General features: G+C 29.0%; 11 protein-coding genes. 10 read left to right on the forward strand and 1 reads right to left on the reverse strand.

Annotation, left to right across the window (positions count from 1 at the left end; translation table 11 throughout):
- The first annotated feature begins 1 nt into the window (after nt 1).
- The 4 genes from thrC (at nt 2) to dnaJ (ending at nt 5,361) form a co-directional block, all read left to right on the forward strand.
- Nucleotides 2-1,282 (forward strand): threonine synthase, encoded by a 1,281-nt coding sequence (thrC, locus tag CRV12_RS02025; RefSeq protein WP_136130977.1) that lies wholly within the window; start codon nt 2-4, stop codon nt 1,280-1,282.
- A 40-nt stretch (nt 1,283-1,322) separates the two neighbouring features.
- Entirely contained in the window at nt 1,323-1,889 is a 567-nt protein-coding gene (mog, locus tag CRV12_RS02030; RefSeq protein WP_136130978.1) for a molybdopterin adenylyltransferase, read from the forward strand.
- 355 nt (nt 1,890-2,244) lie between these two features.
- Nucleotides 2,245-4,146, forward strand: a complete 1,902-nt coding sequence (dnaK, locus tag CRV12_RS02035; protein WP_136130979.1) for a molecular chaperone DnaK — start codon at nt 2,245-2,247, stop codon at nt 4,144-4,146.
- 102 nt (nt 4,147-4,248) lie between these two features.
- Nucleotides 4,249-5,361 carry a molecular chaperone DnaJ gene (dnaJ, locus tag CRV12_RS02040; protein ID WP_136130980.1) on the forward strand — a complete coding sequence of 371 codons (1,113 nt, stop codon included), beginning with the start codon at nt 4,249-4,251 and terminating at the stop codon, nt 5,359-5,361.
- Nucleotides 5,362-5,384: 23 nt separating this feature from the next.
- On the opposite strand, the gene rpsT is transcribed toward dnaJ, so the two are convergent.
- Complete coding sequence (rpsT, locus tag CRV12_RS02045) at nt 5,385-5,648, reverse strand: 30S ribosomal protein S20 (RefSeq protein WP_136130981.1); 264 nt, start codon at nt 5,646-5,648, stop codon at nt 5,385-5,387.
- A gap of 260 nt (nt 5,649-5,908) precedes the next feature.
- Here rpsT and ribF point away from each other — a divergent pair, with 260 nt between their 5' ends.
- From ribF to carA, 6 genes are all read left to right on the forward strand, one after another.
- Entirely contained in the window at nt 5,909-6,853 is a 945-nt protein-coding gene (ribF, locus tag CRV12_RS02050) for a bifunctional riboflavin kinase/FAD synthetase (RefSeq protein WP_136130982.1), read from the forward strand.
- 20 nt (nt 6,854-6,873) lie between these two features.
- A complete protein-coding gene (ileS, locus tag CRV12_RS02055; protein WP_136130983.1) occupies nt 6,874-9,678 on the forward strand; it encodes an isoleucine--tRNA ligase in 2,805 nt (934 codons plus the stop codon).
- The gene (gene lspA / locus CRV12_RS02060; protein WP_136130984.1) at nt 9,678-10,154 is read left to right on the forward strand and encodes a signal peptidase II; all 477 of its coding nucleotides are present in this window, start codon (nt 9,678-9,680) and stop codon (nt 10,152-10,154) included. The genes ileS and lspA overlap by 1 nt, the downstream gene beginning before the upstream one ends.
- A gap of 62 nt (nt 10,155-10,216) precedes the next feature.
- Nucleotides 10,217-11,137: a 4-hydroxy-3-methylbut-2-enyl diphosphate reductase gene (gene ispH / locus CRV12_RS02065; protein ID WP_136130985.1), complete on the forward strand. Its 921-nt coding sequence runs from the start codon at nt 10,217-10,219 to the stop codon at nt 11,135-11,137.
- A gap of 140 nt (nt 11,138-11,277) precedes the next feature.
- A complete protein-coding gene (gene dapB, locus CRV12_RS02070; RefSeq protein WP_136130986.1) occupies nt 11,278-12,066 on the forward strand; it encodes a 4-hydroxy-tetrahydrodipicolinate reductase in 789 nt (262 codons plus the stop codon).
- A gap of 208 nt (nt 12,067-12,274) precedes the next feature.
- Entirely contained in the window at nt 12,275-13,432 is a 1,158-nt protein-coding gene (carA, locus tag CRV12_RS02075; RefSeq protein WP_136130987.1) for a glutamine-hydrolyzing carbamoyl-phosphate synthase small subunit, read from the forward strand.
- Nucleotide 13,433 lies beyond the last annotated feature (1 nt).

Genomic DNA, 13,433 nt, shown 5'->3' on the forward strand with positions numbered 1-13,433 from the left:
CATGAAACTATATAATATTAAAGATCGAAATGAACAAGTTAATTTTATTCAAGCTACCAAGCAAGGTCTAGGATCAAAACAAGGACTGTTTTTTCCAGTTGATCTTCCTGAATTTAATTCAGATAAAATCAATAATATACTAAAAATGAATTTTATAGATAGAAGTTATGAAATTTTATCAGCTTATATAGGTAATGAAATCCCGGTAAACACATTAACTAATTGTATTAAAAATGCATTTTCGTTTCCTGTATCAATAAAATATATAGATAATAATATTTATTGTATGGAACTATTTCATGGTCCAACACTAGCATTTAAAGACTTCGGTGGCAGATTTCTGGCACAAATACTATCACATTTTATTGATGATGAACAAATCACTATTTTAACTGCAACTTCTGGTGATACTGGTGCAGCAATATCTCATGCTTTTCATGGTATAAAAAATATAAGAGTAGTTATTTTATATCCAAAAAATAAAATAACTCTTTTGCAAGAAAAATTATTTTGTACTATTGGAGGTAATATTGAAACACTTGCTATAAAAGGTGATTTTGATACTTGTCAATTGTTAGTTAAAATGGCGTTTAATGATATTTCTTTAAAAAAATCACTATCTTTAAACTCAGCTAATTCTATTAATATTAGTCGCCTTTTAGCACAAATATGCTATTATTTTGAAGCTGTAGCTCATTTGCCTAAAAAAATACGTGATAATTTAGTAATATCGGTACCGAGCGGAAATTTTGGTAATTTAACTGCTGGTTTTTTAGCAAAATCACTTGGTCTTCCAGTGAAAAGATTTATAGCTGCTACAAATATAAATGATACTGTACCAAGATTTCTGGAAAATAATATATGGAAACCAAAAGAAACTATCTCTACTATATCTAATGCGATGGATGTTAGTAAACCAAATAATTGGCCACGTATAGAAGAATTATTTTACCGTAAATCTTGGCAATTAAAAGATTTAGCATATGGTTCGGTATCAGATGAAACAACTAAATTATCAATAAATGCATTATCGAAATTAGGTTATATTTCAGAGCCACATGCTACTATAGCTTGGCATTTATTGCGTAGTAATTTAAAAAATAGTGAGCATGGTATATTTCTTGGAACTGCGCATCCAGCCAAATTTCAAGAAATTATAGAGGAAATTACAGGAAAAAAAATAGTATTACCTTCTCAATTAATTAAATATATTAAACTTCCTATTTTATCTCATGAAATAAAACCAAAATTTAATGCATTACGTGAGTTTTTATTGCAATAAATTATCTTAATTATTGAATACTATTTTTATAAAAAATAATATGAATAAAATCAATATTGGAATCATTTCTGTTTCAGATCGTGCTTCAAAAGGTATTTATAAAGATACAAATACATCTATTTTAAAAATATGGTTAAATCATGCAATCATTACTCCGTTTAAATTATCAGTTCGTTTGATACCCGATGAACAATTACTAATTGAAAAGACACTTTGTGATTTAGTTGATAAAATTAATTGTCAACTGGTTTTAACTACAGGTGGTACGGGACCTACAAAACGTGATGTTACACCTGATGCTACATTAGCGATAGCAGATAGGGAATTGCCTGGTTTTGGTGAACAAATGCGACAGATTAGTTTACAATTTGTACCTACTGCAGTACTATCACGCCAAGTTGGAGTAATTCGTAACAATTCATTAATTATCAATCTTCCGGGGCAACCTAGATCTATAAAAGAAATCCTAGAAGGAGTTAAAGATCAACAAGGTAATATAAAAATTCATGGTATTTTTTCTTCTATACCTTATTGTTTAGAACTATTAAATAATTTGCGTATTGAAACTAATCCAGATATAGCAATTTCATTTCGTCCTAATAAATAAAATCATATCTTATTTTAATTACATTTGCTGTATAAATGCTTTTATGTATAAATGGTTATACAAATATTGTAATAATTATTTTAACTTCAATAGCATTAGAAATATAAAAATTGTTATCTTTTGCAAATATGTTATTGTAAGACATGCGAGTGAAACAATGGATACATAGAAATATTTTTTTTAGATTAACCCTTGATGCTTATACAAAATACCCCCATGTACCAGTCATTAGATGTTGTGAAACTAATTAAAAACATATAATAAAAAGCATATAAGGATAGGTTGAAAGTTAATTACCTGCCCTTATATAAGGCTCATAACCCAATGTAACAAAAGTTAAAGGGGAGACGTTTAGATGGGTAAAATTATTGGTATTGACCTAGGTACAACCAACTCCTGTGTGGCTATTATGGATGGCACACAGGTTCGCGTGTTAGAAAACGCTGAAGGTGATCGCACTACACCTTCCATTATTGCTTACACGCAGGATGCCGAAATTCTGGTCGGTCAACCGGCTAAACGTCAGGCAGTGACTAACCCACAAAATACCTTGTTTGCGATAAAAAGGTTAATTGGTCGTCGATTTAAAGATGAAGAGGTACAACGTGATATTAAAATTATGCCTTATAAAATCATCCAAGCAGATAACGGTGATGCTTGGTTAGAAGTTAAAGGTAAAAAAATGGCTCCACCACAAATTGCTGCTGAAGTATTAAAAAAAATGAAAAAAACAGCAGAAGATTTTCTTGGTGAATCGGTCAATGAAGCAGTAATTACTGTGCCTGCTTACTTTAATGATGCGCAACGTCAAGCAACAAAAGATGCAGGTAGAATTGCTGGTTTAGAGGTAAAACGTATAATTAATGAACCTACGGCAGCTGCTTTAGCATATGGTTTAGATAAAGCTAAAGGGAATAGAACAATTGCTGTATACGATTTAGGTGGAGGAACTTTCGATATTTCTATTATTGAGATAGACGAAGTTGATGGAGAAAAAACTTTTGAAGTTCTAGCGACTAATGGTGATACTCATTTAGGTGGAGAAGATTTCGATAGTCGGTTGATTAACTACCTAGTAGGTGAATTTAAAAAAGATCAAGGAATTGATTTACATAAAGATCCATTAGCAATGCAGCGTTTAAAAGAAGCTGCAGAAAAAGCAAAAATTGAACTTTCTTCAATACAACAAACTGACGTTAATTTACCATATATTACTGCAGATGCAAACGGTCCAAAACATTTAAATATTAAATTAACTAGAGCAAAATTAGAATCATTAGTGGAAGATTTAGTAGAACGTTCTATTGAACCACTAAAAGTAGCATTGCAAGATGCAGGTTTGTCTATATCCGATATTAATGATGTAATTTTAGTTGGCGGCCAAACACGTATGCCTTTAGTACAATCCAAAGTAACTGAATTTTTTGGTAAAGAACCACGTAAGGATGTAAATCCTGATGAAGCTGTTGCAGTTGGTGCAGCAGTACAAGGTGGAGTCTTAGGTGGAGATATTAAAGATGTTCTTCTATTAGATGTTACACCCCTATCTTTAGGGATTGAAACAATGGGAGGGGTGATGACTTCTTTAATTAGTAAAAATACGACAATACCAACTAAACATAGTCAAGTATTTTCAACTGCTGAAGATAATCAATCTGCAGTAACAATTCATGTACTTCAGGGAGAACGTAAACGTTCTAATGATAATAAATCTTTAGGACAATTTAATTTAGATGGTATTCAGCCAGCACCTAGAGGTATGCCACAAATCGAAGTTACATTTGATATTGATGCTGATGGTATTTTGCATGTCTCTGCAAAAGACAAAAATAGTGGTAAAGAACAAAAAATAACTATTAAAGCTTCTTCTGGTTTAAACGATAAAGAAATAGAAAAAATGGTACGTGACGCAGAGGCAAACGCTGAATCTGACCGTAAATTTGAAGATTTAGTTAAGGTGCGAAATCAAGGTGATCAAATCGTTCATAGCACTCGTAAACAACTTGATTCAATTGGGGATAAAATATCTCTTGACGATAAAAATATTATTAAAAAATCCTTAACAGAACTTGAGAACGCATTAAAAAGTGAAAATAAAGTTGAAATTGAAAACAAAATACAAGCATTAATGGAAGTATCAAGTAAATTAACACAAGCATCGCAAAATCATAATAATAAAAATACAAGTGATACAACAACAAAAAAAGACGATAACGTAGTTGATGCCGAATTTGAAGAAGTTAAAGATAAGAAATAAATATTATTTATTATTTATTTAGTTACACTATATATCTTAGCTAGAGATTTCACGGTCGAGAGGGTCATTTTATGCCCGTGAAATATATTAAGGATTGTGAAAATGGCGAAAAACGATTATTACGAAATTTTAGGTGTTAATAAATCATCTGATGAACGTGAAATTAAAAAAGCTTATAAAAGACTAGCAATGAAATTTCACCCTGATCGCAATCCTGGTGATAAAAAAGCAGAAGCTAAATTTAAAGAAATTAAAGAAGCATATGAAATTTTAACCGATTCAAATAAGAGAGCAGCTTATGATCAATATGGTCATTCTGCTTTTGAAAAAGTCAATATGGGTGCTGGTACTGATTTTGGTGATATTTTTGGAGATGTTTTTGGTGATATTTTTGGTAGCAACCGTAGACAAAGGTCATCAAGAGGATCAGATTTGCGTTATAATTTAGAACTTACACTTGAAGAAGTAGTATTAGGTGTAACAAAAGAAATTTATATTCCTACTTTAGTTGTATGTAAAACATGCCGTGGTAGTGGTACAAAAATAGGTACCAAACCACAGACTTGTAATACTTGTCATGGTTCTGGGCAAATTCAGATGCGTCAAGGATTTTTTACAGTTCAACAATCATGTCCTACATGTCGTGGCATGGGCTCAATTATTAAAAATCCCTGTAATATATGTCGTGGTCAGGGACGTATAGAACAATCAAAAACTTTATCAGTGAAAATTCCAGGAGGAGTTGATACTGGTGATCGTATACGTTTAAGCGGAGAAGGAGAAGCAGGAAAAAATGGGGCATCAGCAGGAGATTTGTATGTGCAAGTTTCAGTAAAAAAACATTCAATTTTTGATCGTGAAGATAATAATCTTTATTGTGAAGTACCAATAAATTTTGCAATGGCAGCTTTAGGTGGTGAAATCGAAGTACCTACCTTAAATGGCAGAGTAAAGTTAAAAATTCCATCAGAAACTCAAACTAGTAAATTATTCCGTATACGTGGAAGAGGAGTCAAATCGGTTAGAAATAATACTGTAGGTGATCTGTTGTGTCGTGTTGTAGTAGAAACCCCTGTAAATCTCAGTGAAACCCAAAAACATTTATTAATAGAGTTAGAGAAAAGCTTTGGTGGACCTACTGGTGAAAGAAACAGTCCACGTTCCAAACGTTTTTTTGACGGTGTAAAGAAATTTTTTGAAGATTTAACCAATTAACAGAATACTATAATTTTTCCTAACTAACATATCTTATTTATATGTGCGGTTAATCTAGATTTATGACGAGCAGCTTTATTTTTGCTGATCAACCCCTTAGAAGCTTGTCTGTCAATTACTGGTTGCATATGGCTAAATGCATTTTGTGCAGCAATTTTATCACCTGATTCTATTGCTAAATATACCTTTTTAATAAAGGTACGCACCATAGAACGATGGCTGGAATTGATTTTACGTCTTTTTTCAGATGTTATGGCTCTTTTTTTAGCTGATTTAATATTTGCCAAAATATTGTTTCCTCAACATGTTATACAATAAAAAATAACAGATCAATTATCTACTTTATATGTTTTTTTGTCAATATATTTTATTTATAAAGATATAATGTTATTTTTTCCAATGCAATATATTTTCATATAAATTAGTATCCATGATATATATTAAGATATATATAAATTTTGATGTTTGTAATATCTCTTTTTTATTATTTATACAATAAAAATACTATATATTTTATTGATTTTAATCATGTCAATTAGAGTTAATTATGAATTTAATCCGTGGTATTCATAATATTAAAAAACATCATCATGGTTGTGTAATGACAATTGGTAATTTTGATGGTGTACATAGAGGTCATCAAGCTTTATTATTTCAATTACAACAAGCAAGCATTAAATATAATTTACCAGTCATGGTGATGTTATTTGAACCACAAACTCTTGAATTATTTGCTGGGAAAAATGCACCACCACGTTTGACACCTTTACGTGAGAAATTAAAGTGTTTATCAAAAATAGGAGTTGATAATGTACTATGTGTACGTTTTAATTACAATTTAGCAATGTTGCCAGCAAATGATTTTATTTCTGAACTTTTGGTTAATAAACTAGGTATAAAATACCTTGCAATAGGTGATGATTTTCGTTTTGGTGCTGGAGGCAAAGGAGATATTAGTTTATTAAAAAAAGCTGGTTTTAAGTATAATTTTGATGTTTCTATTATCAAAACTCTATATGATGGTAAAAAAAGAATTAGCAGCACTGCCATACGTGACGAACTTGCTAAAGATAATCTAACGTTAGCACAACTTTGGTTAGGTCATCCTTTTATTATTTCTGGCAGAGTAGTACATGGCAATTCTTTAGGAAGAACATTAGGTTTTCCTACTGCTAATATTAATTTAAACCATAATATATATGTATGCCCAGTAAAAGGAATTTACGCAGTAGAAGTACACGGTATATCTTTAAAACCTATCATTGGAATTGCTAATATAGGTCGATGTCCAACATTAAAAAATTGTTATCAAAGGTTAGAAGTGCATTTATTTGATGTAAATATGAACTTATATGGTAAATATATAGACGTAGTATTGTTACATAAAATAAGAGATGAAAAACATTTCATATCATTAGAAGCATTAAAAAAACAAATTTTACAAGATATAGTAAATGCTAAACATTTTTTTTCTTTAAAACTCAAAAAATAAAAAATGGAATTCAAAATATAATGATTGATTACAAATCTACTTTAAATTTACCCAAAACAAGTTTTCCCATGAAAGGTAATCTTGTAAATAATGAACCAGAAATTTTAAAACATTGGTATGATGATAATATCTATGAAATAGTTAGGAAAGCTAAAAAAGGAAAAAAATTTTTTGTTTTGCATGACGGACCTCCTTATGCTAATGGCCAAATTCATATTGGTCATTCTGTTAATAAAATTTTAAAAGATATTATTATCAAATCTAAAGGTATGTCGGGTTATGATGCTCCATATATACCTGGATGGGATTGCCATGGTTTACCTATTGAACATAAAATTGAACAAATGGTTGGTAAGCCAGGAGAAAAAATAAGTTATTCAGATTTTCGTAAATTATGTCGTCAGTTTGCGCAAGAACAAGTTGAACAACAAAAAATCGATTTTACTCGTTTAGGTATATTAGGGAATTGGAATAATCCTTATTTAACAATGGATTTCATAACAGAAGCTAATATTATCCGAACACTAGGTAAAATTGTGAATAATGGATATTTATATAAAGGTGAAAAACCGGTTTATTGGTGTATAGATTGTCGTTCATCATTAGCAGAAGCTGAAGTTGAGTACTGTGATAAAATTTCTCCTTCTATAGATGTTATTTTTAAGTGTGTTAATTCTGATATAATTTGTAATATATTTAATGTATCACAGAAAGTAAATTCTGTTGGCTTAGTTATTTGGACTACAACTCCTTGGACCATTCCATCAAACTGTGCAATATCATTGCATCCAGAATTTTATTATCAATTGATTAAAATTAACGATTTATTTTTAATTTTTGCTAAAGATCTAGTAGAAAGTTCCTTAAAACGCATTGGAATAAATAATTGGACTGTATTAGGTGAATGTAAGGGTAAAGAACTTGAATTAAAAGAATTTCAACATCCTATTTTCAATACTTATTCTCCAGTAGTATTAAGCGAACATGTTAAATTGGATACAGGCACTGGTGCAGTGCATATTGCATCAAGCCATGGTTTAGATGACTATTCTATTTGTCAGAAATATGGAATTAATAACATAAATTTAATTAGTCCAGAAGGATTATATTTATCAGGTATACATCCTCTATTAGATAATGTTAATATTTTTGAAGGAAATAATATTGTCATTGATCTACTGAAAAACAAAAATGCACTATTAAGCACAAGAAACTTATTACATAATTATCCTTATTGTTGGAGACATAAAACTCCTATTATTTTTCAAACTACACCTCAATGGTTCATAAATATGAATCATAAAAAACTTCGCACAAGATCTTTAAAACATATTAAAAATGTAAAATGGATTCCAAGTTGGGGTCAATCATGTATGGAATCTATGATATTAAATCGTCCAGACTGGTGTATATCACGTCAGCGAATTTGGGGTGTACCTATACCTTTATTTATACATAAAAAAACTGAACAATTACATCCAGATACTTCAAATATAATAGATAAAGTTGCAAATCTTGTTGAAAAACATGGAATTCAAATATGGTGGGATTTAGATCAAAATAATTTTATACAAGAAGCTGATGATTACTTTAAAGTAACTGATACTCTTGATGTATGGTTTGATTCAGGTTCTACTATCTTTACTGTTGTTGGAACACGTTCAGATTTTAAAAACAAACAACCTGATATGTATCTAGAAGGTTTAGATCAGTATCGTGGTTGGTTTATGTCTTCATTGGTTGTTTCTACTGCTATAAGTAATGAATCTCCTTATCGACAAGTACTAACACAATGCTTTACTGTAGATGGTAATGGACGTAAGATGTCAAAATCAATTGGTAATGTAGTTTCTCCAAAAAGTGTAATAAAAAAATTTGGTGCTGATATTTTAAGATTATGGGTGGCATCAACTGATTATAAAACTGAAATGACAATTTCTGATGCTATTTTAAAATATTCAGCTGATTCTTATAGAAAAATTCGAAATACTGTTCGTTTTTTGTTAGCTAATTTACATGATTTTGATCCAAACGTAAATTTAGTTAAACCAGATAATATGTTGATATTAGATAAATGGATAGTTGGTCGTGCTCAAGCAACACAGAAAGACATTATTGGTTTTTACGAAAAATATAATTTTCATAACGTTATAAAGCGTTTAGTTTATTTTTGTTCTATAGAATTAAGCTCTTTTTATCTTGATATAATTAAAGATAGACAGTATACCATGAAAGAAAATAGTTTTGCCCGTCGAAGTTGTCAAACAGCTTTATGGCATATTATAGAGGCATTAGTTAGATGGATTGCCCCAGTTTTGTCTTTTACAGCTGATGAAATTTGGAAGCATTTGTCAGGTAATCGTACAAAATATGTATTTACTGAAGAATGGTATATAAACCTTTTCGGTTTGTCAAAAAATGATATTTTAGATGATAATTACTGGAATGATCTGATTAATATAAAAAGTGAAGTTAATAAAGTAATAGAAAAAGCAAGAAAAAATAATATCATTGGTAGTTCTTTAGAAGCAAATATTAATTTGTACGTAGGATCAGAATTATCTAAGAAACTAGCAATTTTAGGAAATGAACTAAAATTTGTATTTTTAATATCTAGTGTTCAAATTTTAAATTATAAAAATGCTAGTAACAACTTATATCAAAGTGAAATATTCGAAGATCTAAAAATAGAATTGCATAAAGTAAAAGGCAAAAAATGTCCTAGATGTTGGCATTATAATGATGAAAATAGCATGAATAATAGTATTTGTAATCGTTGTTATATTAATATATTTGGAAAAGGTGAGGAGCGTAAATTTGTATAATGAATAAACCTATTAAATTAACCAACTTACTATGGTTATGGTTAGTTCTTATAGTGATTATTATAGATATTTATAGTAAAAAAGAAATAATGCATAATATGTGTTTATATGAAACACGTCAATTAACATCTTTTTTAAATATGTTTTATTGCCATAATTATGGCATTGCATTTAGTTTTTTAGCTGATGGTAAAAATTGGCAACGATTGCTTTTTATAAGCATTTCTATTATCGTTAGTATATTTTTATTAATTTCAATATCTTATAATAATTCCAATAGCATGATTTCTGTTGCATATGCATTAATTATGGGAGGTGCATTAAGTAACTCAATTGATAGATTTTATAATGGTTTTATAGTTGATTTTATCGACTTGCACGTTAAAAATTTGCATTTTGCTACATTTAATATTGCAGATTGTAGTATATTTATTGGTGTAATATTATTAATGATAAAGAATTTTAATTATCAATGAGCATGAAACTTTAATTATTTTAGCACATCAATTTTAAATTCAAACTGGAGTATACAATTGCAATGCAAATTATACTAGCTAATCCTCGTGGTTTTTGTGCGGGAGTGAAGAGAGCAATAAGTATTGTTGAAAGTGCTTTAGAAAAGTATGGTGCTCCAATATATATATATAATGAAATAGTACATAATAGTTACATAGTTAATAGTTTACGTAAGATTGGTGCAATTTTTATTAAAAATATTAATGAAGTACCTAATAACGCAGTTTTAATATTCTCTGCACATGGCGTATCAGAAGCAATTAGAGAAAAAGCTAAAAAACGTAATTTCAAAATTCTGCTAGATGCAACATGTCCTTTAGTAACAAAAATTCACAAAGAAGTCAAAAAAGCTAGTCGTAATAATATAGAAGCTATTCTAATTGGTCATGCCAATCATCCAGAAGTAGAAGGTACTTTAGGACAATATGATAATCAAGATGGTGGTATTTATTTAATAAATTCACATCATGATATTTCTCATCTAAAATTAAAAAATGAAAAGAAAATTAATTTTATGACACAAAGCACTTTATCAATTGATGATACTTCCAATATTATAAATAAATTACGTCAACGTTTTCCATTAATTACAGGTCCTCGTAAAGAAGATATTTGTTATGCTACTACTAATAGACAAGAAGCAGTGAAAATTCTAGCATACTATACGGAATTAATATTGGTTGTTGGTTCAATAAATTCATCTAATGCTAATAGACTAGTTGAAGTAGTAGAAAATTTAGGCAAATCAGCTAAATTGATTGATTCAGCTAAAAATATTCAAAAGAGTTGGTTAGAAAATATTAATTATATTGGTGTTACTGCTAGTGCTTCAGCACCAGAATATTTGGTAAATGGAGTGATAGAATACTTAATAAAATTAGGTGGTACTAATGTTACAGAACTCATAGGAAAAAAAGAAAAAATTACATTTCATCTACCATAATAATTTATTTTTTAGTTCCAATAAGAATAAGTAATAAGGTTTTATTTTAATTAATTAAAATAATTCAATAAATATAATATTTTAATATTTATTGAATTTAGATACACTGTATTTTTATAGTAATTTTAAAAGGTATTATTATGGATAATATTAGAGTTGCTATTACAGGACCTAAAGGACGCATGGGAAAAAATCTAATTCTTGCAGCTAAACAGGAAAATATTAGTATAGGTGGCATTTTAGTAAAACCAGGATCTTTAACAGTTGACTGTAATGAAATTGATATAAAAGTAACGGATAATATATATAATATAATTGATAACTTCGATGTATTAATTGATTTTACCAATCCAAAATCTACTCTAAAATATCTAGATATATGTCGCATATATAAAAAATCTATGGTTATTGGTACGACAGGTTTTGACCAAACAGAAAATAAATTAATTGATATTGCATCAAAGGAAATTGCAATAATTTTATCTCCTAATTTTAGTATAGGGATGAATGTTATTTTAAAATTATTAGAAAAAACTACTAAAATAATAGGAAATAATTCAGATATTGAAATTATCGAAGCGCATCATCGTAATAAAATTGATGCTCCTTCAGGTTCAGCTTTAAATATGGGTAAAGTAATAGCTAATGTAATGAATTGGCAATTTGACCAACATGTAGTATATAATCGTCATGGTAGTATTAGTAAACGCAAAAATCAGTCAATTGGTTTTTCTACAATAAGAGCTGGAGATATTATCGGTGAACATACAGCAATATTTGCGAATATGTATGAACGGATAGAAATCACACATAAAGTTAACAATCGCATGAATTTTGCATTAGGTGCAATTAAAGCAACAAAATGGTTAAAAAATAAACAATCTGGTCTTTTTAATATGTGGGATGTACTTGGCTTGTCAAGCTTATAAATTTATTTTTAATATCTTAAATACAAATAGCAACTTTATCTTGATTAATATCTTTTAGAAAATCCATTATTAATAAATAATATCTGTATACTTCTGTCTTTTTTATCAAAAAATAACATTTATAGAAAATTAAAAATAATTAATATAGCATTATTTTTAATATAGTTAGTTTGTTCATCTTTTAATTTATGATCTTGAGGAGGATATTTTGATTAAGTCAGCGCTTTTAGTATTAGAAGACGGTACCCAATTTTACGGTCGTGCTATTGGTGCTATAGGTTCAGCAGTTGGAGAAATTGTATTTAATACATCAATAACTGGTTATCAAGAAATACTTACTGATCCTTCTTATTTTCTTCAAATTATTGTTTTAACATATCCGCATATTGGTAATGTAGGTACTAATATTGAAGATGAGGAATCAAGTATAGTATATGCTAAAGGTTTAGTGATACGTCATTTATCACTATTAGCTAGTAATTTTCGTAATAAAGAGAGCCTATCAAAATATTTAAAACGTAATAATATTGTAGCTATTTCGGATGTTGATACTAGAAAATTAACTCGTATATTGCGTGAGAAAGGTATTCAAAAAGGATGTATAACTACTGATAGCAGTCTAAATGTGTCAATAGCTCTGCAAAAAGCTAAAAGTATTATAAATGTAGAAGATACAGATCTATTACAAAAAATTACTACAAGTAATGTTTATAAATGGACACAAGGAACTTGGAAAATAAACAAAAAATTTACATCACAAAAACAATTAATGAGTGCACCGTATAATGTAGTTGTTTATGATTATGGTGTTAAACGTAATATTTTACGTATTTTAGTTGATAAAGGGTGTCGTGTAACAGTAGTGCCAGCACAAACTCCTGCTAGAGAAGTAATAAAAATGAAACCGGATGGAATTTTTTTATCTAATGGTCCTGGTAATCCTGAATCATATAAATATGCTATTAATTACATTAAATATTTTTTACAGATAGAAATTCCAATGTTCGGTATTTGTCTCGGTCATCAACTTCTAGCATTAGCTAACAATGCAAAAATAATAAAAATGAAAACAGGTCATCATGGTAGCAATCATCCAGTTAAAGATATTCGTAGTAATAAAATTATTATAACTGCACAAAACCATTGTTTTACAATTGACAAAGAAAGTTTACCTATTAACTTACGTATAACTCATATTTCACTTTTTGATAACACAATACAAGGCATTCATATTATTAATAAACCAGCGTTTAGTTTTCAGGGTCATCCAGAAGCAAGCCCAGGACCATTTGATGCTATGTTATTATTTGATCATTTTATTGAATTGATTGATCAATTCCGTTTAAAAAAAATAATCTGGAGTTAAT

Origin of the sequence: Candidatus Pantoea edessiphila, assembly GCF_002933315.1 — a bacterium.
Classification (GTDB): Bacteria; Pseudomonadota; Gammaproteobacteria; order Enterobacterales; family Enterobacteriaceae; genus Pantoea_C.

Bases quoted from the DNA above. Each gene is read 5' to 3' on its own strand.
- dapB (WP_136130986.1), top strand. From the start codon at position 11,278: ATGGATAATATTAGAGTTGCTATTACAGGACCTAAAGGACGCATGGGA.
- mog (WP_136130978.1), top strand. From the start codon at position 1,323: ATGAATAAAATCAATATTGGAATCATTTCTGTTTCAGATCGTGCTTCA.
- thrC (WP_136130977.1), top strand. From the start codon at position 2: ATGAAACTATATAATATTAAAGATCGAAATGAACAAGTTAATTTTATT.
- ribF (WP_136130982.1), top strand. From the start codon at position 5,909: ATGAATTTAATCCGTGGTATTCATAATATTAAAAAACATCATCATGGT.
- ileS (WP_136130983.1), top strand. From the start codon at position 6,874: ATGATTGATTACAAATCTACTTTAAATTTACCCAAAACAAGTTTTCCC.
- dnaJ (WP_136130980.1), top strand. From the start codon at position 4,249: ATGGCGAAAAACGATTATTACGAAATTTTAGGTGTTAATAAATCATCT.
- lspA (WP_136130984.1), top strand. From the start codon at position 9,678: ATGAATAAACCTATTAAATTAACCAACTTACTATGGTTATGGTTAGTT.
- dnaK (WP_136130979.1), top strand. From the start codon at position 2,245: ATGGGTAAAATTATTGGTATTGACCTAGGTACAACCAACTCCTGTGTG.
- ispH (WP_136130985.1), top strand. From the start codon at position 10,217: ATGCAAATTATACTAGCTAATCCTCGTGGTTTTTGTGCGGGAGTGAAG.